The sequence below is a fragment of the Chryseobacterium sp. R2ACT005 genome, assembly GCF_049949215.1.
GTDB lineage: Bacteria > Bacteroidota > Bacteroidia > Flavobacteriales > Weeksellaceae > Chryseobacterium.
Genome location: NZ_CP188192.1, coordinates 4,228,094 through 4,251,921 on the forward strand (window position 1 = coordinate 4,228,094; position 23,828 = coordinate 4,251,921).

At 36.9% G+C, this 23,828-nt stretch carries 20 protein-coding genes, 4 tRNA genes and 1 riboswitch; of the genes, 9 read left to right on the top strand and 15 right to left on the bottom strand.

Annotation, left to right across the window (positions count from 1 at the left end; all coding sequences use genetic code 11):
- Nucleotides 1-16 precede the first annotated feature (16 nt).
- Nucleotides 17-2,602: a putative LPS assembly protein LptD gene (locus ACPF63_RS19480; protein WP_077413561.1), complete on the bottom strand. Its 2,586-nt coding sequence runs from the start codon at nucleotides 2,600-2,602 to the stop codon at nucleotides 17-19.
- Between the two features lie 53 nt (nucleotides 2,603-2,655).
- Here ACPF63_RS19480 and ACPF63_RS19485 point away from each other — a divergent pair, with 53 nt between their 5' ends.
- From ACPF63_RS19485 to ACPF63_RS19525, 9 genes are all read left to right on the top strand, one after another.
- Nucleotides 2,656-3,942 carry an N-acetylmuramoyl-L-alanine amidase family protein gene (locus ACPF63_RS19485; RefSeq protein ID WP_426480979.1) on the top strand — a complete coding sequence of 429 codons (1,287 nt, stop codon included), beginning with the start codon at nucleotides 2,656-2,658 and terminating at the stop codon, nucleotides 3,940-3,942.
- 59 nt (nucleotides 3,943-4,001) lie between these two features.
- A tRNA-Glu gene (locus tag ACPF63_RS19490) sits at nucleotides 4,002-4,073 on the top strand.
- Nucleotides 4,074-4,446: 373 nt separating this feature from the next.
- On the top strand, nucleotides 4,447-4,767 hold the full coding sequence (locus ACPF63_RS19495; protein ID WP_047380487.1) for a hypothetical protein: 321 nt from the start codon (nucleotides 4,447-4,449) through the stop codon (nucleotides 4,765-4,767).
- A gap of 66 nt (nucleotides 4,768-4,833) precedes the next feature.
- Nucleotides 4,834-5,088, top strand: coding sequence for a 30S ribosomal protein S20 (gene rpsT / locus ACPF63_RS19500; RefSeq protein WP_002983073.1), 255 nt, complete (start codon nucleotides 4,834-4,836; stop codon nucleotides 5,086-5,088).
- 10 nt (nucleotides 5,089-5,098) lie between these two features.
- Nucleotides 5,099-5,170, top strand: a tRNA-Glu gene (locus tag ACPF63_RS19505).
- Nucleotides 5,171-5,253: 83 nt separating this feature from the next.
- A tRNA-Glu gene (locus ACPF63_RS19510) sits at nucleotides 5,254-5,325 on the top strand.
- Nucleotides 5,326-5,391: 66 nt separating this feature from the next.
- Nucleotides 5,392-5,463: transfer RNA gene (locus tag ACPF63_RS19515), tRNA-Glu, on the top strand.
- Nucleotides 5,464-5,809: 346 nt separating this feature from the next.
- Nucleotides 5,810-6,583, top strand: a complete 774-nt coding sequence (locus tag ACPF63_RS19520; protein ID WP_426480980.1) for a T9SS type A sorting domain-containing protein — start codon at nucleotides 5,810-5,812, stop codon at nucleotides 6,581-6,583.
- A 221-nt stretch (nucleotides 6,584-6,804) separates the two neighbouring features.
- Nucleotides 6,805-7,593 carry a T9SS type A sorting domain-containing protein gene (locus ACPF63_RS19525; protein ID WP_426480981.1) on the top strand — a complete coding sequence of 263 codons (789 nt, stop codon included), beginning with the start codon at nucleotides 6,805-6,807 and terminating at the stop codon, nucleotides 7,591-7,593.
- A gap of 169 nt (nucleotides 7,594-7,762) precedes the next feature.
- On the opposite strand, the gene ACPF63_RS19530 is transcribed toward ACPF63_RS19525, so the two are convergent.
- From ACPF63_RS19530 to ACPF63_RS19595, 14 genes are all read right to left on the bottom strand, one after another.
- Entirely contained in the window at nucleotides 7,763-10,021 is a 2,259-nt protein-coding gene (locus tag ACPF63_RS19530) for a DUF5074 domain-containing protein (protein ID WP_426480982.1), read from the bottom strand.
- A 28-nt stretch (nucleotides 10,022-10,049) separates the two neighbouring features.
- Nucleotides 10,050-11,243 carry a cell surface protein gene (locus ACPF63_RS19535; protein ID WP_426480983.1) on the bottom strand — a complete coding sequence of 398 codons (1,194 nt, stop codon included), beginning with the start codon at nucleotides 11,241-11,243 and terminating at the stop codon, nucleotides 10,050-10,052.
- A gap of 14 nt (nucleotides 11,244-11,257) precedes the next feature.
- Nucleotides 11,258-12,391, bottom strand: a complete 1,134-nt coding sequence (locus ACPF63_RS19540) for a YncE family protein (RefSeq protein WP_426480984.1) — start codon at nucleotides 12,389-12,391, stop codon at nucleotides 11,258-11,260.
- Entirely contained in the window at nucleotides 12,388-14,421 is a 2,034-nt protein-coding gene (locus ACPF63_RS19545; protein ID WP_426480985.1) for a TonB-dependent receptor plug domain-containing protein, read from the bottom strand. The genes ACPF63_RS19540 and ACPF63_RS19545 overlap by 4 nt, the downstream gene beginning before the upstream one ends.
- Nucleotides 14,422-14,530: 109 nt before the next feature.
- A riboswitch (cobalamin riboswitch) is annotated at nucleotides 14,531-14,715 on the bottom strand.
- A 90-nt stretch (nucleotides 14,716-14,805) separates the two neighbouring features.
- The gene (locus ACPF63_RS19550; protein WP_426480986.1) at nucleotides 14,806-15,753 is read right to left on the bottom strand and encodes a transporter; all 948 of its coding nucleotides are present in this window, start codon (nucleotides 15,751-15,753) and stop codon (nucleotides 14,806-14,808) included.
- A 12-nt stretch (nucleotides 15,754-15,765) separates the two neighbouring features.
- Nucleotides 15,766-16,791: a cytochrome-c peroxidase gene (locus ACPF63_RS19555; protein WP_426480987.1), complete on the bottom strand. Its 1,026-nt coding sequence runs from the start codon at nucleotides 16,789-16,791 to the stop codon at nucleotides 15,766-15,768.
- 16 nt (nucleotides 16,792-16,807) lie between these two features.
- Complete coding sequence (locus ACPF63_RS19560; protein ID WP_426480988.1) at nucleotides 16,808-17,638, bottom strand: MbnP family protein; 831 nt, start codon at nucleotides 17,636-17,638, stop codon at nucleotides 16,808-16,810.
- A gap of 197 nt (nucleotides 17,639-17,835) precedes the next feature.
- Nucleotides 17,836-18,207 (bottom strand): hypothetical protein, encoded by a 372-nt coding sequence (locus ACPF63_RS19565; RefSeq protein WP_426480989.1) that lies wholly within the window; start codon nucleotides 18,205-18,207, stop codon nucleotides 17,836-17,838.
- A gap of 4 nt (nucleotides 18,208-18,211) precedes the next feature.
- On the bottom strand, nucleotides 18,212-18,886 hold the full coding sequence (locus tag ACPF63_RS19570; RefSeq protein WP_426480990.1) for a superoxide dismutase: 675 nt from the start codon (nucleotides 18,884-18,886) through the stop codon (nucleotides 18,212-18,214).
- 193 nt (nucleotides 18,887-19,079) lie between these two features.
- Nucleotides 19,080-19,757 carry an SCO family protein gene (locus ACPF63_RS19575; RefSeq protein WP_426480991.1) on the bottom strand — a complete coding sequence of 226 codons (678 nt, stop codon included), beginning with the start codon at nucleotides 19,755-19,757 and terminating at the stop codon, nucleotides 19,080-19,082.
- Nucleotides 19,744-20,019, bottom strand: coding sequence for a YHS domain-containing protein (locus tag ACPF63_RS19580; RefSeq protein ID WP_077413550.1), 276 nt, complete (start codon nucleotides 20,017-20,019; stop codon nucleotides 19,744-19,746). Before ACPF63_RS19580 ends, ACPF63_RS19575 begins: the two co-directional genes overlap by 14 nt.
- Nucleotides 20,020-20,228: 209 nt before the next feature.
- Entirely contained in the window at nucleotides 20,229-20,591 is a 363-nt protein-coding gene (locus tag ACPF63_RS19585) for a hypothetical protein (protein WP_077413548.1), read from the bottom strand.
- Nucleotides 20,592-21,371: 780 nt separating this feature from the next.
- Complete coding sequence (locus ACPF63_RS19590; protein WP_426480992.1) at nucleotides 21,372-23,354, bottom strand: heavy metal translocating P-type ATPase; 1,983 nt, start codon at nucleotides 23,352-23,354, stop codon at nucleotides 21,372-21,374.
- 45 nt (nucleotides 23,355-23,399) lie between these two features.
- Nucleotides 23,400-23,819 (bottom strand): Fur family transcriptional regulator, encoded by a 420-nt coding sequence (locus ACPF63_RS19595; protein ID WP_426480993.1) that lies wholly within the window; start codon nucleotides 23,817-23,819, stop codon nucleotides 23,400-23,402.
- Between the last annotated feature and the right edge of the window lie 9 nt (nucleotides 23,820-23,828).

The following is a 23,828-nucleotide window of genomic DNA, read 5'->3' on the forward strand; positions in this document are numbered from 1 at the left end:
AAATGCCAATCTGATATTAGAAAGGTGCATTAGGCTGGGTAAAGCTTCTGTCTTTGTACTTCAGTGCGTCACTTAAGATATTGGCTTTTATACCAATAAAGAAGTCATACACTTTATACTGTCCGAAAGGCACCCAGTTGAAATTGATGGTAAAACTTCGCTGATCTCTTGAGAAACCAATTCTTGTATACGCCAATTCTTTTGTTACCATGTCATAATGCGTACTTCCTGTAATATTCCAGAAAGGAGTCAACTTAAGGCTCCCGTCTAATCCTATGGACGCAATTTTGTTGGCAAATCTGCTCAGTCCTTTTGAGTAGGCATAATTGGCACTGATGTTTAAAGTCCATGCCTGATCAAAATGGGCGTAATGATCATCATCAAAATAATAATTTTCATTCCGGATCTCTCCTTTTGAAGAATATTTTTTAGCATAATCTGTTTTCTCCCCAAAAATCTCACTGCTTAAAGGATAAGATAACTGAACATTGAATCCCTGTACACTGAAGTGCCCGAACTGTTCTGTTCTTACCCCTGAATCCTGACCAGAAGAGAAATCTATTTTATAAGGCTCCAGCGCAAGACTGGTATTTACCGTAAGTTTATTATTGAAGAATGAAGACTGTCCGTTGATTGAGAATACAGACCAAGGGTGGTCATTAGCAGCGAAATTATAGCTTCCTGAAAGGTTTAAAGATTCAAATATCTTGATTTTTTTCACTCCTGTGGAATCACTCTTAGACTTTACTTTCATCTCGATATTGTTACCGATATTGAAACCTAAAGCACCCTGCATTCCACTTGACGGGCTTCCTATGATCCCTTTTTCGAAAATAGAATAAGGAGTCAACGCTCCAGTTGCATTGTAATAATTTTTATAATATCCGAAATTAGGACTTGAAAAATCCGGAGAATAGGTGAAGCTTACACTTGGAGTCATCATATGTCTTACTGCTTCTACTGCAGATCCTTTTTTAAATTTCATCATCCCGAAAAGGGTGGTCTGAAGACTGGCAGAAGTAGAGAATGTAGAATATCCTGTAAAGTTCTTATTGATCTCATCTACTGTTACATTCTTTACCGGATCATAGAATCTGTTCAATGTTTTTGTAGTCAATGCATTGTCGATATTCGCACTTAAACTGAAAGTGAAATATTTTGCCACCGTGGTATTGGTAGCCAATGCAATATTGTTTTTAAGACCTGTCTGCATTTTGTCCCACATTTCTTTTTTAAACAGTTCGTTCTCCTGAGTATTAACGAAATTGGTAAGGTTGAAACCTGTATTCACTGTAATATTTTCAAGAAGTCCCTGTCTTATTCCTGTTCTTGATTTAAACAGATAAAACTGGTTAATCGCTACGTTCATCTGTGGAAGACGAAGGTCTGCCAATCCCGTTGCAAAGTTTTGTGAATAAGAAGCCGTTCCTGTAATTGTTGCCGGAAGTTTCAGAAATCTTTTGGTAAGGGTTACCGTAGAGTTCTGCTGGGTATTCAATACATTCTGGTTGAAAATATAGTTGTTGTTAAGAGGATTATTATAAAACTTTGTACTTACGATATCCACAGAAGCACTGAATGTAAGAAAAGGATTGGCTTTAGAATCCTGGGAGTGTGTCCAGTTTATTCTATAAGTACTGTTCTTTGTATAATCATCTAAACCTTTAATACCTCTTACCATGGTTCCAACATCCGCTGTAAAGTTTCCGGAATAACGGTACTTCTTCTGATAATTTACCTGAGGCCGTAAATTCCAGCTTCCTTTGGTATAAATATCAGCAAGAATCTTCACGTCAAAGTGTTCCCCAATTGGCTGGTAATACCCTATTCCATTAAGGAAAAACCCTACATCTTCCCTTTCCCCGAAACTCGGAATCAGGATACCCGCTGCCCTTTTATCTGAAAACGGTAAAATAGCAAAAGGAAGGTAAAGAGGTGTAGGAACCTGCTCAATAAACATCTGGATAGGCCCGGTAACGATCTGGGATTTGGTTTTGGTTTTAATCAGCTTAATATTGTAAGCTCTCATAAAATAATCCGCGGCGGTATCTTTTTTCTTAATGAAATAATCATCCGTGGTATAATCCGCTTTTCTCATCGCGAATACGGAGTCGTTATATTTTTTGGTCTTCTGCGCTATAATTACCCCTTCACTTTCTTCTGTTCTTGCATTGAAAGCAATTGCCTGTTTGGTTTTTGTGTTATAGCTGAATTCGTTGGTTTCGTATTTTTTCCCGGCCTGTGTTGTAATTACAGGTTCAATAATTTTTCCTAAAGAATCTTGTTTTCCTCTGGCGTAGATCAGGTTTTTATTATCATCTATGGAAATATAGTCTGCATCAATCTGCATATCCTGATACTTCACCTGCGCATTTTTGTTCAGAAAAGTCATCTTTTTAGGGACATCTCTTCTCTGATCATCAGCTTTTGTGCGAAGAACATCATCCAAAGTTTCTTTTTTTACAACTATGGTATCCTTTTTGGAAATAGTATCATTAACCGCATTTTTAGGCAATTTTTCAGGAGTTTTCTGTGCTAAAAAATTGTTAAAAATTAGGATAATTAAAATTTGTAATATATTTTTGAGGACGGTTTTGGCCAATTTTATTATATATAATTAAGGCCCAAAATTAATATAATTTTTATAACTGTAAGATGCACAAACAAAATTTTAAAATAATTTTATCATTTCTCCTTATCCTGACCAGCAACTTTATTTTCTCTCAGAAGAAGTTTACTATCGTTCTGGATGCGGGACACGGAGGAAGTGATCATGGGGCCAACAGGACCTATTCCGATATTGGAAGAGTCGCTGAAAAAGACATTACACTTGCCATTACGTTAAAAGTAGGCTCAATGTTAGAGAAAAGCAGAGATTTCAAAGTTATATATACCCGTAAAATTGACGAGTATCCTTCTCTATCTGACAGAACCAATCTGGCCAACAGGAGCAAAGCAGATCTTTTTGTATCTATCCACTGTAATTCCTCCCAAAGACCTACAGCTTATGGTACAGAAACATATGTACAGGGACCTAACCAGAATAACGAAAATCTTGAGGTAGCCAAAAGGGAAAATGACGTGATCTTCCTGGATGAAAAAGATAAGCAGACCTTCGGATCTTATAATCCTGACTCTCCGGAGTCATTAATTGCCTTAAAACTTCAGCAGAACAAATATCTGGAGTCCAGTCTTCTTTTGGGAGGATTGGTAGAGGATAACTTTGTAAATAAAGACAAGCGTTCCTCAAGAGGTGTTTTCCAAAAGAACCTTCACGTTCTCCGTATGAATGCCATGCCATCTGTACTGATAGAAACAGGTTTCATCAACCATCCTGAGGAAAGCCATTATATTGCTTCGGATAAGGGGCAGACTGAAATTGCAGAAAGTATTTACAATGCTATTATTGATTATAAAAAAGCAGTTGACAGAAAATCGGGAGGTTCTATTGCAGTCAGAAAACCAGAGCCTGAAAAACCTGCAGAAATTCCTTTGAAAAATGATTTCAGAATTCTACTCATGAGTTCTCCTACGAAATACAATGAAAATGATCCGGCTCTGAAAGGCCTGAACTATATTCTTACTCTTAAAGAAAACGGACAGTACAAGTATTACTATGCTGTAACCAATATGGCCTCTGTAAAAGATATTAATCTTAAAACAGCCAAGGATGCAGGTTTTAGAAATGCTTTTGCAGTAGGATTTATGCCTAATCAAAGGATTAATATGGGATACTACACCATAGAAGTATATTCGGGTGATAAACTGAATGGAAATTCTTACATTCTTCAGAACCTGAAAGATGTGGAAAGAGAGAAAGACAATGGCGTTTTTTATTACACTTATGGAAAAGTATACACGTTGGAAGATGCAGCAAAACTTCAAAAGGAGCTTGAAGCTAAAGGTATCAAAAACACAGTGATACAGAAAGTCTATAAATAATTAAAAAAAATAATTTTGAAGTTAAAAAGTTAATGATTACTTTTGCAACCTCAAAATTTGGCCTATTCGTCTAGTGGTCAGGACTCAAGATTTTCATTCTTGCAACAGGGGTTCGATTCCCCTATAGGCTACAAACTTATCAACCTTTAACGAATCCGTTAAAGGTTTTTTTATGGCTTATTTTATACTGTATTTTACTTTCAAAACCAGCTTGAATATTTTCTGAGAACTCTTTTTAAAATTAATATTCTCCAGATTTTTACAATGTTCTGGCAAAATTTATTAGGAATTGCAATATTCTAACAACCTGAAAATTAATATCATTATAATATATGGCTTTTACTTTTATCGTAAAAATTCATTCCATTTATGTTATATGTCACAAAAGCATTATATTTGCAAAAATTTAACCATAATTGGTCGCACAAATATGGTCGCATTGATGAAAAATATTATTTATAAATCATTGTTTGTAGTTCACTACAGGCTACCAAATTTTATATCATGCCGGATTTAAAAATACAAGAAGCGAAATTGCTTTTTAAGAAAATCCACTCTAACCCAAAAAGTTACGATTTACAAATCAATGAAGACGGGATTACAGGCAGAGATGATAAAATCAGTTTCAGACTTTACAGGACTGGAGAGAGGGTTGCTTTTGAAGTAACAATTGATGGACTCACTTTCACCAACACCACTGGAGAATGGAACAATGCATTGATCATGCTGGGAAATACGATCAAAAAATTAGAAAAAGAACAAGAAAATTTAAAAATAGAACAAGCAATAAATAAACTAAGAAAGTACCTTTCAGAAGAAAATTAAAATTTTTGAAAATAAATTTGGTAGTTTTAAAAAAAGTTTATAGTTTTGCACTCACATTTAAACGATATGGCAAATCATAAATCAGCACTAAAGAGAATCAGACAAAACGAAACTAGAAGACTTCGTAACAGATATTACCACAAGACTGCTAGAACAGCTTTAAAAGCTTTAAGAAATGAAGAGAACAAAGCTGCTGCTACAGAACAACTGCCAAAAGTTATCGCTTTATTGGATAAATTAGCTAAGAAAAATATTATCCACAAGAACAAAGCGGCTAACTTGAAAAGCAAATTGACAAAGCACGTTAATAAATTAGCGTAAAAATATAGCTGGCCCGTTCGTCTATCGGTTAGGACCTCAGATTTTCATTCTGGTAAGAGGGGTTCGATTCCCCTACGGGCTACTTACATCTTATAAAACCACTGTAATAACGGTGGTTTTATAAAGATCACAGTAGAAAAAGCTATATATAAAATAAATCTAACCGGCCCGTTCGTCTATCGGTTAGGACCTCAGATTTTCATTCTGGTAAGAGGGGTTCGATTCCCCTACGGGCTACAAGATTAAGAGTTGATACTTATAAAAACAAAAACTAACACATTATTTCGGTAATGGAAGATAGAGGGCCCGTTCGTCTATCGGTTAGGACCTCAGATTTTCATTCTGGTAAGAGGGGTTCGATTCCCCTACGGGCTACAAAAGGATTTTTTCGAAAGTCCTTTTTTTGTTTTATACATACATTCAGACCATCTTTACCCGGCAGTATCTTACTTATTTAATCACCGGATCTCCTAAATTACCACACTACCCTATCATTTTGGGAATCCTCCATTGAATTATACCCAACAATATCAACAAAAGATGCTCTTCAATTTTTGCATCTTCCTCTTATACAATCCAAAGAATCAATAGTCTTTGTCATCCGATAACAAGACCATATTAAATTTCATTAAAAACATCACCAATAATGGAAATATTATTTTTTACTTGGTCTATTAATCCTTAAATTTGGCTAAAACTATTCACAATAAAAATAAATAACATGAAAATTAATTTACTTCTGGGAAACCGATTCTCTTTTAAGGCAGGATTAATGGCTTTATTTCTATTTTCAACCAGCACATTATCTTTTGCACAAAACAGAATTTATGCACACGCGCAAAGCTCAGGTGTATTTGGTGTAGCCTGCCTGGGATGTCATATTGAGAATCCTTTGAATGCAGTTGGGTATAACGAAGATGACTATTCAACAATGGTATTGGGAACAGCTTTGTTGGGTGGAATTCAACAAACACTGATTTTTCCTGACCTAAGATCAGACACAAGACTGGTTGTAGGAATTGGTACAGACAACATTCCATTATCTGTACAGTTATTAAGTGGAGTAACTCTTGAAACTATGAATGGAGGCACTTCTAATGAGGACCGCAGAACGATAGATGTAAGTCTTCTTAAACTGGGAGCAATACCAAACAGAGGAACAGTAGAATTCAAGCCGGCAAAACCTTATGACGGAATAAGAATAGGCTTAACGGGAGGTGTACTGAGTCTTGGCGGCGGATTCCGAATTTATTATGCTTATCAGGATCCATTGATCAGCATTATGGCTCACAGTCAAAACGGACAGGTTACACTTGGAGGAAATGTTCCGGTAGAAGGCTCAGAAGTCATATTATTCAACACTTCTGGTAAAGAAGTATTTCGTTCTACATTACAGTCAAACACTTTTGAACCAAGACAGCCTGAAGGAGTTTATATAATGAATGTGCAGACTAAAAAAGGAAAAACATATTCCAGAAAAATTTTAATTAAATAATAAAATAAGCGATATAATACATGCGGTAGACTTTTAAGCTACCGTATTTTTTTGCATTCATTTTCAGCGAAATACAAAAACAAATTATTAAGTAAAAATAAATTCATAATTATAAATATCAATAAATTATTAACAAATCACATAAATATGAAATAAAATAAGCAACATAATCATTTTATTTATAAATTTACACGAAACTAAAACCCAAAATTTTTCTACATATGAAAACTTATTTATTACCTGGCCAACGCACCATGAAAGCTGCAGTTTTGGCATCATTCCTATTTTTAACAAGCACAATGTCTTTTGCACAGATTGTGAAAACCTATGTAAGCAGCCAAACCAATCAGGTATTGGGAGTATGCTTAGGCTGCGGAGTATTGAATCCTCAAAATGCAGTAGGAAGTAACGAAACTGACTACTCTACTATCCAGGTTTCAGTAGGCCTTTTGGCGAGAACGGAACAGACATTGATCTTCCCAACGACCAATATCGCCAATAACACCAATAAGCTTGTCATTGGAATTGGTTCAAATGGTACTCCACTATCTGCTCAGGTATTGGGAGGTGTATCAATTGAGACATTCAATGGAGATGTTTCCAACAACGATCGCCAAAATCTTAGTACCAGCCTGCTCAACCTTGGAGCTGGAGACCCAAGCAAAGGAGAGATTGAACTTACCATGAACATTCCTTTTGACCGTATCAAAATCAATGTGAATTCAGGATTACTAAATATTGGTGGTGAGCTTAGAGTATACTATGGATATCAGTACAAAGATCCGTTCATCAATTTCATGGCTCACAGTCAGAATGGACAGTTTACTCTTGACAAAAATATTTCTACACAAGGTTCGGAGGTTAGTCTTACCAATACTTCAGGAAAAGAAGTATTCCGTTCCAAGCTAACATCAAATACATTTGAAACAAAGCAGCCACAAGGAGTATACATCATGAACCTTACTACGAAAGAAGGAAAAACCTACTCTAAAAAGGTAATCATCAAATAAAAGATCCACAACAGATCAAACCCGGCAGGCTTTTCAAGCTTGCCGGGTTTTTTATTAGGAATAATGTGTTACTATTTTTCATGATAAAAAAATCTCTATCACTTCATAAATAAACCCTGACCAAAACTGGCTAGGGTTATATTAACAAGATTTGCTATCTAAAATAGTATTAGTTTTTAATTACTTTTTGCTGATATACCGCTTTATCTGTAATGGCTTTCAAAATATAAATACCTTTTGGAAGCGCGCTTACATTGATTTGTCCGTTGTTCAGCTGCGCATTAACCATTCTTCCTGAAGCATCATACATAGAAACATTCTGGATTTTCTCCTGTGTTTTGATGATAAGAATATCAGTAACCGGATTCGGATAAATACCAAATTCAAGTTTCTTCACCTCAGCAGTTGCTAAAGTTGAAGTTGTACTGTTTACTGTAAGTGTTTTTTCTACTAACTTACCATTTGAGTTAAACCTGATCACGATATCAGATGTACCTGCAACAAGTGGTGTTAAAACCAGCTCATCATTATCATTAATTACTGCAGAAACTGCTGTAGGATTACTGTTTGATTTGATAGATTTTACAACCGAAACAGTCATATTGTCTGCATCAGAAACTATTGATTTCAAATCAATCGCAGTAGTATTTCCTACTGTAACCTGTGAAGGTAAAACGTTACTCACAACAGGAGCTGAGTTATTGGTAAATACCGTTAATGCCGGGAACCAATAGTAATCATTCAAAGTTTTTGTACTGATAAGAGCTCCGGTCATATTATAAGTATGGATCCAGTTTTTCTGATAGTGTGCACCGTATCCGCTTTCTGTTGTGTTCAGAACAAGTTCACCGGTAACAGGATTTACACGAAGAGCTGCACCGTAAGGAATCTGCTTAAATTGTCCTGTCTGCCCTGGAATTGCGGCAAAGTTTTCGTTAAATGTTTTCGTTGTAACGTCAAATCTTACAATCTGTGTTCCTGAGCTCCAGCTGCTGATTGAATTGATCCAATATAAGGCATTTTCTTTATTACTTGCTGAAAATTTACCAGCATTCCATGCTCCCCAGTCTCCAATATATTTCGTTGTTGGGATATTGTAAACCTGTGTGGCAAAAGTAGTGGGATTGATGCTGATCAGCTTCTGATCCTGAATTCCCCATACACTTCCGTCTTTAGCCTGAGCAACTGAATAGAAACCTCCTGCAATGGTACTCACTACCGTATCTGTATTAGGATTAATTACTAAAATTCCTACTCCTTGCTTCACTGCAAATACATATTGTGAAGTACGGATCATATTTCCAATCTGTCCGCTGCCGCCAGTTCCGGCAATTAAAGAACCTACCTGTAAATTATCAATGTTGAAAAGAACAATTCCGGTAGAAGTACCAATATATCCTTTGTGCTCATTTACTCCTACAAATGACCTTCCATCACCGCCTCCAATGTTATTAAACCCAGCAATTTTCTGCATAGTCTGTGCATTAGCTACAACAAGTCTTCCTCCCGGAGTATATTGAGTATCTCCTCCATCGGCAGCCTGTTTTGATACAAAATAGAATTTGTCTCCATAGATGGTTCCATATTGTGTAGTTGCACCGAAAGCCTGGTTGTTGTTTGCATTACTGTACACACGGTAATTGATCTGACCGTTATTGTCAATAAAGTTCACAGAACCGTTGGTATGACCAAACCATTCTTCGTTCACCATGAAATATCCGTTGGTAAAGTTATTGGATGCTACATAAGGCGAAACAGGGGTAAGCGTAGATGAAATTGGGGTAGAATTAAAGCCTACGTTAAAATTCCAGACATCCCATGAGCCGTTTTCCAATACACGTGAAGAAGCTCCTACGCTGGAATATCCGAAATCAGCATCTGCAGGGTTTTTTACCCAATAAGACCAATACCCGTTAACCGTCCATCCGGACTGCCAGTGATCGTTGGCAGCATCTACGATAGTATAGCTGTCAAAATCATAAGCTGTTGTATTAACGAAACCATTCACCGGATATAACGGATAAGTGGCATTTCCGCTTTTGATCAGTGCATTGGTACCTTGACCGTTTATGTCAAAACCTATTCCTCCTACTGCTGACCCAAATTGTGTTCCCTGATACAGCAATGTGTAAAGTCTGTGATCTGCCTTAGCAATAGCTTTAAGCATATCTTCACCTGTAGCATTTCCGTCCCATTTGAATCCCCAAACCATAGCGTCAGGGTTTTTACTGTCGTTCCACTGCACTACAAAAGCAGCTTGGTTAGCTCCTGATCCTACCCAATACTGAATATCAGAAAAACTGATTGTGGTGGTATTAAGCTTGCTGATCCCCGAAATATCATTTCTGGGTACGCCCTGAACTTTTATCTGTGCATTTGATAGACATGCAAACAGAAAAAGCATCATAAAAAGGTAAAACTTTTTCATTTTTTATTAATTTAAATAGATTGAATTATTATTTGAAATGTAAATCGTAGGCCCCTGCCACTTCTGTAGAAACTTCTCCCAGCCAGCCAGCTTCCTGATTGACCCCTGTGTATATTTTCATAAAATCTACCCCAGGAAGTTTTACATATTTTCCGTTTCTGTCTACAGCCCATGAAATATCAATATTGGAAGCTTCGTCATTATTCGGAGCATTATCAGCGTATCCGAAATCATATGACTTTCCTACCCAATACGATCCGTCACCATTCTGATCGTAAAAATTGTTTGCCAGTCTTGTTCCCGAAAAGCCGTAAGAACTATCGGTAAACCATAAAGGATAATAGCTTTGTGCATGGAACGTATTTTTTGTTTTAAAACCTTGATTCCCCAGATTATCATTCCACTTGATATATTCTACATCGGTCTGCCAGAATTCGGTTCCGGCTACAGGTGTTTTATTTTCATCAGGTTTATGGTACGTTATACTGTACTCTTTTACGGTTGCGTTTTTAAAATATTCGCTGCCTGCAATTTCATACCATTCATCATTATCAGGTTTTCCGTTTTTGTTTCTGTCGTAGGCTACCATAATAATTCCCGGCTCACATGATCCTGAACGCTGATCACTGGCATCATTTCCAAAGAATGCATTTCCTAACACTTTAAAATCTCTTCCGTTCAAATTCGGAATGGTATGATCAAAACCGAAAACCACATATCCGCCATATCCGCCCAGACTGATCATGGTAGAATTACCTCCCACCAACGATTCGTTTGCTTTCTGAAGCATATTTGCAGTGGTATTTCCAGGCATATATTCCGGAATTTCATTCATGAACTGTCCTACAGCAGGACGGAATTCCAATACTTTAGCAATATATTTACTGTAAGGTGTTTTCTCTTTGGTAACAATGATTTTAGAATGATAAACCTGTTCGTTTCCTTTGTTATTAATTTTTAAAGTCAGCGGATAAGCATCTGCTGTTGGGCTGATAAATTCAAGTTCTGAATTTTGAGAGATAATAGAATCATTGATACTCCACGTAACCGATCCTGAAGCATTGGTTGGAATACTCAAAACCTTTAAACGTTCAATGGAATAAGAATCATCAAGACCGTTAAAGGTAAACTCCTCTTCATCATCGTGCTTACAGGCTATTACACCTGCCAGGAAACATGATAAAACTCCGATTTTTAAATAAGTAAAGGTATTTCTCTTCATTTCTTAAAGTTTGGTTATTTGTATAAAAAGGTAAAGTGGGCAGGGATATTTCCGCCTTCTGTTTTCCATTTAAAATGTCCGTTTTTATCAAAGCAATAGACAAATCCCATAGAAACATAATTTCTGGCATCTGTCATATAGATATCTTCTGTGATTGGGTTTACAGCAATTCCGTAAGGTGTTTTAATCGCAGTTTCGTATTCTTTGTCAAAAATACTGTTGGCAATAATTTGTTCTGTTTTTACATCAATGATCCCAAAGCTCTTTTTATAGCTGTGCGTGTTGTAATTGAATTCGTTTCCGTAGAAATAGAGTTTATCATTAACGATTGTCATTTCGCTCACTGCGAGATGGAAATCTTTTTTAACAATTCCAGTTGTTGCATCTATAAGGTATAGGCTGGAAGGAACGTTATAATAATCTCCTCTTGAACTCACGTACAGATCACCGTAATTATCTTTTTTAATGTGGTGAAGATTAATCGCAACATTTAATTTTTGGATTTCAGTAAAAGTGTTCAGGTCTATTACAGAAACGGTATTGTCGTAATCAGGAGCTTTGTATCCTCCGGAATTGGCCACAAATAATTTATTCCCTACAATTTCCATTTCTTCCGGTTGATACCCTACTACCACTTCACGCTGGATGGAAAGAGAAACTGTATCAATTTCCACAACTTTTCCTTTGGGTGCTTTTGGATTAACCGCTACCGGACCTGCATAGCTGCTGGCATAAGCTTTCCCTCCTTTAAAGGTTAAATAACGGCAGTTCTGTAATGGAATAGAAGTAATACGTTTGGCTGTTTTGGCATCCAGCACTTCAATCTTGTTGGAAACATTGACAACAATATACAGCTTGCTTCCGTAAATCTTAATATCATTTCCAACATCTCCCAGCTCTTTCACAACATTCGGATTAATCTCCGCGTAGATGTTCCTGTAATAGGTTCCTTTGGTATAATCAAAAAAATCCAAGGTACATTTGTTGCTTCCCATATTTCCTTCATTCAGCATGTAGAAACCTTTGATTGCTGTATTTTCTGATGGAAGTCCCTCTACCACTTCCTGGCGGACAATAATATCATCCGTACGGCATGAACTAAGAAAAGCTAAGACAAGAAATAAAAAATAAAAGTTTAGTTTTCTCATAAGGTAAAATTTAGAATAAGTTTAAAGTTTCTTCCCGGCATCGGATAATTGATCACTACATCATAATATTGGTTGAAAATATTATTCATCTCAAGGCTTACTTTAAATTGATGATTCGCCCAGTTGAATTTTCTCTGAACAGACAGATCATGGGTATACCAGGGTTGTACATAATTGTATTGAATGTTGTCCTGGTTCACATCATACCTTTCTCCTACATACATCGCACTGTAATTGAAACTCCAGTCTTTATAGTCCGCCATCAGGGTGAAGGAGCCACTATGCCATGGTGTGTAAGGAATCTGATTTCGGTAGAATGTATCCTCCGGATCTGTCATATCTCTTGCGCTTTGGTAAGTGTAGGAAAGCAAGGGTCTCAGTTTTACTTTTCCTAACTGCATTTCTGCCTGAACATTCACGTCAGCACCTATGATTTCAACCCGTCCAAGGTTCATCATCAGCCAGCGGAACATACTTCCGTTAGGGGCTGCAACAATCTTATCCTGTACTTTGTTGTAATAACCGTCTACTTTAGCATAAAAGGATGTAAAGAATCGGTTTTTATAATTCTTCTGATACGTAAATCCTACATCATACTGATTGGTAAATTCCGGCTTCAGGTAAGTATTTCCGATATTAGTGTAATACAGATCATTGAAGGTTGGCAGTCGGAAAATCCTTTTATAGAAAGCTCTTAAAGTAAGTTCAGGAATTATTTCAGGCTGGTAGCTCATAAATACAGCGGGGGTCCATTCTCTGCTGTCTCCGGGTCTTTTATTTTTTCTTACTTCTTCAAAAGTAAAAGTTCCTAAAAGGCTGCCCAGGATCTTGAATCTGTTCCACTGATACGTTGTTGCCAATGCAACCAATGTAGTGTAACGTGTAGGATAAGAAAAGTTATCCAGATTGGCATCCAGATTATTGTACTGAAAATCCCCGCTCAGACTGACATCCCAATTGGATGTGATAGAATAGATATTGGATGAGGAAAGATAGAGCTCTCGTTGGATATAGGTGTTATCGGTATGAATAATAGACTGCGAGCGAACAGTATCCATAAAATGAGTGTAATCGTAGGCAAACTTTGCTTTCAGCTGAGTTTCAAATCTGGGAAACAGTTTTTTCCGAAGATTGGCCTGCACGAAATAATTTTCATCAGAAAGTCTTGCTCCCCTTCCTCCAAAACGGCCATTCACAATAGGAGCCGGCGTTCCACGGTCTGAAATATAACCATAGCCTCTTACATTCCAGCTTCCGTTATTTAAAGTTCCGTTTAACGAAGTTTCAAAACGTTTCGCTTTGATATCTGAGTCCTGTCTCTTTGCAATCGTATCATAAGCCTGCTGTCCATCAGGATATTTCTTGGCATACCGAAATCTGTAAATCCCATCACTCTGCAGAAATTCTCCACTGAAGCTGGCAGAAGTTCTGTCTGAAATTTTCTGTTCCAATCGGAATGACGGATTAAAAAGGTCTATGGAGGCACTTTTTGCTCTTATCACAAGATTGGTTTTCTTTATTCCTTTAAATACGGGTGTTTTAGGCTGTAAATAGATAGATCCCGAAGAACCGAAATCTTTTGCCGGCTGAAAAATCTCGCTTTTCTGCCCGTTATACAATGATATTTCTTCCAGATCATCCAAAGAATATCTTCCCAGATCTACCAGTCCGTTCTGTGCATTTCCCAGTTGAATTCCATCATAGAAAACGCCTACATGCTGACTTCCAAGGCTTCGGACATTAATGGTTTTCAATCCGCCAATCCCTCCATAGTCTTTGATCTGAACACCGGAAAAATACCGAAGAGCATCTGCTACAGAATGACTGTTCAGTCTTTCCAGCTGCTCGCCCTGCAGAGTTTGTGCCGGAAGAATTTCTTTGAAGTTTTTCTTGTAAAGGTTGATCCCTTTGATTGATTCTTCCTGAACACTGTCTTTTTTCTTGGTTTGAGAAGACAAAAGGTGAGATGTTAACACCAGTATTGTGAAAACAGCTTTATGAATTGCAGAAGTAATTAGTTTTGCCGCCATTAGCTCATTTAGGATAATGAAGACGCTAATGGATATAAGAATACAACGACAAAGCACAGCTGTCACTGCACAGAATCATTGATGTCCTAAGCTTTATTCCACGAAAGCGTCAAACGATTATTTTCTGGCAGGTCTTCTGACTTACTCCATTTTTGAAATCCTTCCCATTAAAAAACAGTGGATATATTCTTCAAAAATCTTGGTGCGGAGCTTACAGCAGCGGGTCTGTTCCGGATTTTCACCGGATTCCCTTTTAAGAGCTTTTTATGGCTCACCAAATTTCGGCAAAGATAAAAAATTATTCCTAACCCCCAATTAAAATCATGATTCATAAACAATTAAAGCTCCCGAAGGAGCTTTAACATGATTAAAAAGGGGTTTTATTTAAATTCCGATATTCAGGAAAATACTAAATCTGGATTTTGCTTCAATATCACCACCAGCCAAATGGGTATACATAGGAAGCATGAGTTCACTTCCCAGGCTCAGTTTTTTATAAGAGGCTTCAAACCCAATCTTCCCATACAATGCACTTCCGGCAGTATTCGGTAGCGCTTCATCAAATTGTTTATTCTGAGCATACACTTCTCCCTGCACTCCGGTTTTTACAGAAAAGATAGATTTTTCATTTCCTGCAACCTGATAAAATCCTGTTGCAGCGTAGTTCCACTGGTTTCCAAAACGGTAATTTTTCTTATTCTCTGTTTTAATCGTATAGTCTGTATTGACCAATACAGCTATTTTATTCTTCTGAAATTTATAATTCAAAGCCGCCTGATAATCCCAGCTTCCGGTTCCCAACTGAAAACTCGGATTGACTCCGGATGCTCCTTTTTCATCAAACTTTCCCAAAGGAATTTTCACGCCCAAACCTCCGCTCACGTGATGGAAATTATCTTTAGAGCTCATTAGCTGATAGATTCCCATCAGGTTCAGATCTCCGATTCCGTTGATTTTGATATCTCCCTGCATAGTCCTTTTTTCATGAAAATGAAATGGCAGACTTGCATATACACTTAGTTTTTTAGTCAATGGAATTTTTCCCCATAGCTGTAAGGTATTAAAATACTGATCCTGTGTAAGATCTTTTACAAATAAATTTTCTTTTGCTTTGTAATGCTGTGCAAAGTATTTGATTCCGATAAACTGTGGATTCAATAAAGATTCAAAGCCTGAAGATCCGTTACCGGCAGCACAGCCACATGCATCACAGTCATCATCAAAATCAAATCTACTGAAGCTGTCCGGAGCAATATAAATACTGTCTTTAATAGTCTTCGCTTGATACTGGCCAAACAAAATCAAACTTAATATTACGATAATCTTCTTCATGTTTTCTATAATTTATTCTGCAAATTTTGGGTTGGATATAAAACTTTTGTCTGATAATGTTTTCAGGAAAGCAATAATCGACTGTTTTTCCTGACTATTCATGGCTATTCCTGTATGACCATTCTGTTTCAGCTGTGGATCCAGATTGGCATTATCTTCTACCTGATCTGAATAGAAATTGAGTACAGCATCTAATGTGTAAAACCTTCCGTCATGCATATAAGGTGCTGTATATTCTACGTTTCTCAAACTTGGAACACGGAATTTCATCCAGTCTACCTGATTAAGAGTAACTCTGTAACGTCCTGCATCTTTGAATTCCGTGTTATAATACATTCCTGTATTTCTAAAACTCTCATCGGTAAATAATTCTCCGCTATGGCAAGAGGCGCATTTCTGTCCGAACAAAGCCATTCCCTGAGATTCTGTAGAAGTAAACTGCTCTTTTCCCTGCCTGAACCTGTCATATTTTGAATCTGCAGAAATTAAAGAAGCCATAAACTGTGACAGTGCTTTTAGAATTCTTTCTCCGGTAATGGTTTCATCTCCGTACGCTTCCCTGAAAAGTTTTTTATATTTCTGATCATCTTTTATTTTTGAAATGGCTTCCGGTATAGAACTGTCCATCTCATTGACATCTGTAATAGGGCTTATCGGTTGTTCATTGAGGTTATGAATCACTCCGTCCCACATATATCTTTTTAAAAAAGCCATGTTCTGAATGGGCGGCGCATTTCTGATTCCTATTCTGTCATCTACGCCATGACTTACAGTATGTCCGTGATGGGTGAATGCGTTTTCCTGAATATGACAGAAGCCGCATGAAATGGTATTGTTTCGGGAAAGTCTTCCTTCATAGAATAATTTTCGACCCAACTCTACTCCGTTTTTGGTTACCGGAGTGATTGATTTATCGAAAGTCATTTCCGGAAAATAAGAAGGAAACTGCAGATTGTATGCTTCATCTTTTTCCAGTGGCTGAATCACCTCATCAGAACAGGAAATACAGCTCATAATCAATACAAGCAGAACCAACATCCTTTTAATAAGAAAATTAATCATTGTGAACGTGGTCTACTTTAAACATTTTGGTAAGGTTATTGGTAACGTCTACCAAATGCTGGTTTGAGCCCATCAACATATCATTAGTTGTAGTAAGGGTAAGCGCTTTATCTCCACTCAAAAACTGATTCAGATCCGCAAGAATATGGACAGAAGGACGAATTTGTCCCGTCACTCTTGCTGTTGTCGGAAGATTCAATGTGATTTCACGGTATAGGTCAGCCTGTTCATTAGCGGTAACATTTCCCATATTTCCTGTATGATTCATAAATTCCTTTGAAGGGGCATCATTTCCATATTTCCCTTCCAGTTTCACAAAAATATACCCGGCAGCCCATGACCACGTCAGCCCTTTCTGCTTGGCTTTTGTCCAGAATTCCGCTTGCCCGTCTTGTCCCAGTAAGTAGGCTTTCTGGCTGATTCCCAATCCGAATTTTATTTTCTTATAATTGTTTTTCGGAATACCATCCAGATTCAGGTATATAATTCCGGCTACCGCATCCACCTGATCTACTATGAAAGCGCCTTTATCAGGATTGTTTTCATTGTATTTAAATTCATTTCCATTTTCGTCTATCAGTGATATGTTACTGATGACATATTTTAAAGCCGAAAAATTGTGTTTTTGTCCCTGAGAAGAAGTCTGAACCGTCTGATTTAAAACAACATCTCCTACATTATTAAATCCGTTTTCAAATTTGATCTGAAGTTTTCCGGGTGTGGTATCCTGTGGATTTTCGTCATCCCTGCTGCTTTCGCAGGCTGCAAAAGAGAATAAAGTAAAGGCAATAAAGAATAGTGATAAAAATTTATAGATTTTCATTGTTGATTTTTTAAGTTGAATACTAATTATGTAATGTGAAAACATTCTTTTTTACCACAAAAGGCACAAAAGTCCTACACTTAAGTTTTTAAGTGATAGATTTTATGCACAATAAGAACACTTACACTTTTTTAAATCTTTGATTTTTAATTGATGTAAGCTTTGTGACTTTTGTGGTTGAATAGTGATGGTTTAACTTAAAAAACCGGTGGTTTGAAAATGTGAGTCAGAAACAGAAAAGAATATGCTGTTTCATAGATAAAGTTGAAATTGGAAAGTATAATTTTTCCAGTAATGATAACCTCTGTTATCTCAGGCAATATATATATATCAAGAATTTTCTGTCCTGAGTTTTTTATTTTATTGAAAGGAGTAGACTCTGTCTCGTTATTGGCTTTTGCCAGCTCTTTGCTCAAGTAACACTTTCCATTGCAGTGAATTTCTGGCCTGGATTTATTCACACAGAGAACTTTAATGATATAATCATAATTTACAGCATACTCTACCACTGGCACCAAAGGTCTTAGCACCATATATAAAGTAAAAAGTATGCTGTAAAATAATTTCATCAGACTATTTCTTACTTAAAGCTTCGTCATATCTTCTGCTGATCTCTTTCCAGTTCGTCACGTTCCAGATAGCGGTAAGATAATCTGCTCTTTTGTTCTGATATTTTAAATAATAAGCATGTTCCCAGACATCAATTCCGAAAATAGGAGTTCCTTTTTCTTCTACCACATCCATCAAAGGGTTGTCCTGGTTAGGAGTAGAGGAAACAAACAATTTTCCATCTTTTCCTACAGAAAGCCAGGCCCATCCTGAACCGAAACGATCCGCTCCGGCTTTAGCCATTTTTTCTTTAAAAGCATCTATACTTCCGAAAGTTTCAGTGATGGCTTTTGCTAATTTTGCAGAAGGCTGTGTATTTTTTTGAGGGGTCAGAACAGTCCAGAACAGTTCGTGGTTATAATGTCCTCCCGCATTATTTCTTACTGCAGCAGGCAGTTTTGAAACATTGGAAAGAATCTGAAACAACGTTTCCTTTTCCTGTGGAGTTCCTGTAATTGCTTTATTCAGGTTAGCTACATACGCTGCCGCATGTTTTGAATAATGAATTTCCATAGTCTGGGCATCAATATTTCCTTCCAGAGCATTATAAGCGTATGGCAGAGGTGTCTGCTTAAACTGAGCCAGTGTAAACTGGGCCGCGAAAACTGCAGTTACAGCAGCTATTTTCAAAATCTTCATAACGTTTTTGTTTATGGTTGAACAATGTTTTTTTGCTAAGCTGGAAGATGGGAGATGGAGGCTGGAAGTAATTGGCATTAAGTATAAATCCTTCAACTTCTATTTACTTCTATAGCTATCTAAAAACCGCTACAGCTTTACCGTCTGGAAGAACTTCCAGCTTCCAGCTTCCAGCTTCGCGCTCCCATCTCCCTTATTTCAATAATTTCTTAATATCCTCAATCAGGATTTCTCTGTCAGGGTGATACTTTCCCGTCAGCAGAGGTGTTTTACCTTCCGGATCTCCATAATTTAATCCTGAATAATACAGAATCGGCATATTTTCTTTGTTATATCTGCATCTGATATTTCCATTCTGATCTACCAGGGCAATCATTCCGCTGTGGTTCAGGCTTTCTCCTTCATCTTCCTTGTCACCTACGTAGATATTAAATTTATCAGCAAGATCACCAATGTATGTACGGTCTCCTGTCAGGAAATGCCAGTTGGGAGATGTCTCCCCTATTCTTTTAGCATGTTCTTTTAAAGCTTCAGGGGTATCATTTTCCGGATCAATGCTGATGGAAATGATGCCGAAGTTGGGATCATTGACCTGGTTCTGAATAGCCTTCATATTGGTATTCATCACCGGACATATTGTAGGACATTTGCTGAAGAAAAACTCTACAAGATATACCTTACCCAACATATCTTTATTGGTGATTTTTTTGCTGTTCTGATCCGTCAGTTCAAAATCGGGAACTTTCATCACGGTATAAAGGTTCTTTTTAAAATACCCCATTCCTATCCCTATTCCCAGAAAAAGCAATGCAAATAATGCGATCGGTATGATTACCTTACTTTTATTATTGGTTTTTTTATTTTTGGGCATATTTCTCAGGGCTTTTTTTGAATTCATCCTTGCAGTAAACACTGCAAAAACCATACGTTTTATTTTTATATACTGCTGTATCTTTAAGAGATCCGGCAGTCTTCATGTGACAGATCGGATCTTCTTCATTTACGACCAGTACATTTTCTATTTTCTTTCCTGAAGAGTCCATATGGCTTGCATGCTTTACCTGAGGCGTTTCCTTGGCACACGACAGTATTGATATGGACAGCAGGGCAGTCATAATAATGAGAGATTTCATTTTAATGTTAAATTGAAATTAATAATGTTAAATAAAATTATGGCACAATGCATAAGTCTGAAAAAACACAGAATTCTTCAAAAAGAAATAGTGTATTCTAACAGCTTACAATTATTCATTTTAATTGTAGAATATATCTTTAATGACTTATTAATAAAAGTTTTAAGCACTTCTATTTCATCAACTAAAAATATAGTTTATAATAGAAATTAAGCCAACGGAGGATGGAATATCCTTGAAAAGTATTCTGAAGAGTGAGAATTAAAATAGCTTGAATCAGGAATTTCAGAAAGAGATTCCGAATTCAAAAGAGAAGAAAAAGAAAGGATATCATGAGAAATAAAAACATCTAATCCTGCAATCTTTATTGTTTGGGAGCTATTGGACTGTTTTTCTGTTTTTGACAGTTCTTTTTCCACGTAGCATTTTCCCTTACATGTTGATTGGGGTACGTTTCTGTTCTCACAAAGGTTTTTCACAATATAATCATAGTTCACAGCATAGTTTACCAATGGCAAAACGGGACGTACTGCAACGGTAAAAATGATGAATATGGAAATGAATAACCTCAATGTTTTAGTTCTCTGTTACAAATATACTACTTCAAAATTGTTTTATAATAGATTTATGATGAATGTCATTATGGTTGTTTACTGTTACCCATAAAAATTACAAAACTGTGCCTGTCACCGATATAATATTATCCCGAACTTTGATTGAAACTTTAGACCTAAACTAAAATTTAGTTCTTTATATTCAATTTAATCTTGTTGATAAAAGCTTTGCTGATGTTTTTGGCAGAGCTTTTTTATTTTGTTGAAATAATAAAGGCGCTAAAAATGTTTCCGAATACTTAATGTTATTGAATAAGACATTCAATTAAGAAGTAAACTAGCTGAAAATCTTTGATTTTCTTGCGCCCTTAAAAACAACACAATTTTTATCTTCTTTGCACCTTTGCGTTTATCCAACAAAAAACCTATTACCTTTCTAAATTAAGTTTTGATGTGATGTTGGAAACGCAAAGACGCAAGTTTTTTTTTAAAATACTTGCTGTTTTAAGGCGCGAAGATTTTATCTGCAATAAAATTTAAAACTGATAATAATGAGACTGATCATTAGATTCTTACAGAATGACAAACTATGGGTATCATTTTATACTAGTTGTAATTGTCAGTCATAGTTTATACGGAAAGCGAAGGCAGTCTCTTTGTCACTCCGCAGGAGTCTCTAGTGCATAATATGGATCTCAATGGAATGGCTGGTATGATGTATAATTTAAAACAAAAGCCCTGCTGAAATTCAGCAGAGCCTTTATTGAATATAATTTAGTTGTGCTTATTATTTGCTTTTTAAAATTTCATCCTCTGAATTCTCACTGCATTTAAAATTGCCAGCAATGCGACTCCCACATCTGCAAAAACAGCTTCCCACATGGTTGCCAACCCTCCTGCTCCAAGGATAAGAACAACTGCTTTTACCGCGAAGGCAAGAATGATATTCTGCCTAACGATCTTTTTCGTTTGTTTCCCGATGTTGATCGCCATTGGAATTTTACTAGGTTTATCATCCTGAATCACGACATCAGCTGTTTCAATAGTGGCATCACTTCCCAATCCTCCCATCGCAATTCCCACATCACTTAAAGCAACTACAGGTGCATCATTCACTCCGTCCCCTACGAAAGCTACGGTTTGTTTTCTGGCTTTAATTTCTTTAACCTTATTTACTTTATCTTCAGGCAGCAGATCTCCAAATGCATTGTCAATTCCCAACTGATCTGCTACATATTTCACCACGGTTCCTTTATCACCGCTCAGCATCGTAACTTTTACATTCATTTTATGCAGATTGTCTACGGTTTCTTTAGCATCTTCTTTTATACTGTCTGCAATCGTGATATACCCTGCAAACTTTTTGTCATAAGCTACTGCGATCACAGTGTACACAATACTGGAGTGGTTGATATCGTAACTGATACTGAATTTATCCATCAGCTTAAAATTCCCTACCAGAAGTTCTTTACCGTTAACAGTTGCTTTCAGTCCATGACCGGCAATTTCTTCTACATTTTCTAAAGGAATGGCGTGATTGATATCTCCTACATAATTGTGAATAGCTGTTGCTACCGGATGGGTACTTTTACTTTCGAGAGCATTGACCATCTGAAGGATTTCTTCTTTGTTAAATTCAGGGCTCATGCTTACCTCCTGAACTTTGAATACACCTTCTGTCATCGTTCCTGTTTTATCCATCACGACATTCTGAATCTCTGCAATGCTGTCCAGGAAATTACTTCCTTTGAATAAAATTCCGTTTCGGCTTGCGGCTCCGATTCCTCCGAAATACCCTAACGGAATAGAGATTACCAATGCACAAGGACAAGAAATTACAAGGAAAATCAATGCTCTGTACAGCCAGTCTCTGAATTGATAATCGCTCACAAAGAAATAGGGCAGTAAAGAGATTCCTATGGCAAGAAATACTACAATAGGGGTATATACTTTAGCAAATTTTCTGATGAATAATTCGGTAGGAGCTTTCTGCGCTGTGGCATTCTGAACCAGTTCCAGAATTTTACTCAATTTACTGTCTTCATAGGCCGTATTTACTTTAACCAAAGCAATACTGTTCATGTTTATCATTCCGGCAAGAACGACTTCGCCTTTATTTTTAGTATCAGGTTTACTTTCTCCTGTTAAGGCCGCTGTGTTGAATGAAGCGGAATCTGAAAGCAGTTCTCCGTCCAGCGCCAGTTTTTCACCGGGTTTCAGCTGAATAATATCTCCAATTTTAGCTTCTTTAGCTTTCATTGTTTTAGGCTGATTATTTTCCATCACCGTTACCTCATCAGGACGCTGATCCAATAGCGCTTTTATATTTCCTTTGGCTCTGGTCACTGCCATAGACTGAAATACTTCTCCTACGGCATAAAAGAGCATTACCGCTACTCCTTCCGGGTATTCTCCAATGACAAAAGCCCCAATGGTTGCAATGCTCATCAGAAAGAATTCTGAAAACACATCTCCTTTGATGATACTTTTATAGGCATCTTTCAATACAGGGAATCCTACGGGAATATAAGCCGCAAGGAACCATACCAAACGTACCCAGCCAGTAAACCATAAGGGTTTTATATAGTTATCAAAGGTAATTCCCAATAATAAGATCGCAAAGGATATAATGGAAGGAAGAAACATCTGAAAGACCGTCTGATCTCCGGAATCGTGAGAATGATCATGACCATCGTGGTCATGTCCATCTCCTTCTGCATGGTTATGTTTGTGCCCTTTTGTATCGGGCTTTTCCGGGGTTGTACTACAGCATTTTTCCATAACTGAATATTTTTATACAAATGTAAAGATGAGACTGATGCAATGCTATTGCAAACTTTCAAGACAGTTTTCGCAGATTCCTTTGGCAAAGAGTCGTATTTCATCAATCCTGAAACTGGTCTGTATGTTTTCAGGAAAGGAAATATCTTCTTTGCAGGTGGTTTGTTTGCATATTTTACAATAGAAATGCAGGTGCCAGTCTTTATGTGTCTTTTCATCGCAATCGTCTTCACATAATTTGTATTTTGTGGTTGTATTTTCCTGAATGCTGTGAACAATTCCTTTTTCTTCAAAGGTTTTCAATGTTCTGTAGATGGTAATCCTGTCAGCATTGTCAAAATAATTTTCTATTTCAGAAAGGGATAAAGCCGCTTCCTGAGAGCTCAAAAAATCATATACCAAAATCCTCATACTGGTAGGTTTGGTATTTTTATCAATGAGTTTGTGTTCTATATCTTTTTTCATTGTAAGTTT

Excerpts from the sequence above, each read along its gene's own strand:
- rpsT (WP_002983073.1), top strand. The coding sequence starts at position 4,834 with ATGGCAAATCATAAATCAGCACTAAAGAGAATCAGACAAAACGAAACT.
- ACPF63_RS19595 (WP_426480993.1), bottom strand. The coding sequence starts at position 23,819 with ATGAAAAAAGATATAGAACACAAACTCATTGATAAAAATACCAAACCT.
- ACPF63_RS19570 (WP_426480990.1), bottom strand. The coding sequence starts at position 18,886 with ATGAAGATTTTGAAAATAGCTGCTGTAACTGCAGTTTTCGCGGCCCAG.
- ACPF63_RS19530 (WP_426480982.1), bottom strand. The coding sequence starts at position 10,021 with ATGAAAAAGTTTTACCTTTTTATGATGCTTTTTCTGTTTGCATGTCTA.
- ACPF63_RS19560 (WP_426480988.1), bottom strand. The coding sequence starts at position 17,638 with ATGAAAATCTATAAATTTTTATCACTATTCTTTATTGCCTTTACTTTA.
- ACPF63_RS19550 (WP_426480986.1), bottom strand. The coding sequence starts at position 15,753 with ATGAAGAAGATTATCGTAATATTAAGTTTGATTTTGTTTGGCCAGTAT.
- ACPF63_RS19525 (WP_426480981.1), top strand. The coding sequence starts at position 6,805 with ATGAAAACTTATTTATTACCTGGCCAACGCACCATGAAAGCTGCAGTT.
- ACPF63_RS19545 (WP_426480985.1), bottom strand. The coding sequence starts at position 14,421 with ATGGCGGCAAAACTAATTACTTCTGCAATTCATAAAGCTGTTTTCACA.
- ACPF63_RS19565 (WP_426480989.1), bottom strand. The coding sequence starts at position 18,207 with ATGAAATTATTTTACAGCATACTTTTTACTTTATATATGGTGCTAAGA.
- ACPF63_RS19495 (WP_047380487.1), top strand. The coding sequence starts at position 4,447 with ATGCCGGATTTAAAAATACAAGAAGCGAAATTGCTTTTTAAGAAAATC.
- ACPF63_RS19580 (WP_077413550.1), bottom strand. The coding sequence starts at position 20,019 with ATGAAATCTCTCATTATTATGACTGCCCTGCTGTCCATATCAATACTG.
- ACPF63_RS19590 (WP_426480992.1), bottom strand. The coding sequence starts at position 23,354 with ATGGAAAAATGCTGTAGTACAACCCCGGAAAAGCCCGATACAAAAGGG.
- ACPF63_RS19555 (WP_426480987.1), bottom strand. The coding sequence starts at position 16,791 with ATGTTGGTTCTGCTTGTATTGATTATGAGCTGTATTTCCTGTTCTGAT.
- ACPF63_RS19485 (WP_426480979.1), top strand. The coding sequence starts at position 2,656 with ATGCACAAACAAAATTTTAAAATAATTTTATCATTTCTCCTTATCCTG.
- ACPF63_RS19535 (WP_426480983.1), bottom strand. The coding sequence starts at position 11,243 with ATGAAGAGAAATACCTTTACTTATTTAAAAATCGGAGTTTTATCATGT.
- ACPF63_RS19540 (WP_426480984.1), bottom strand. The coding sequence starts at position 12,391 with ATGAGAAAACTAAACTTTTATTTTTTATTTCTTGTCTTAGCTTTTCTT.
- ACPF63_RS19520 (WP_426480980.1), top strand. The coding sequence starts at position 5,810 with ATGAAAATTAATTTACTTCTGGGAAACCGATTCTCTTTTAAGGCAGGA.
- ACPF63_RS19575 (WP_426480991.1), bottom strand. The coding sequence starts at position 19,757 with ATGCCCAAAAATAAAAAAACCAATAATAAAAGTAAGGTAATCATACCG.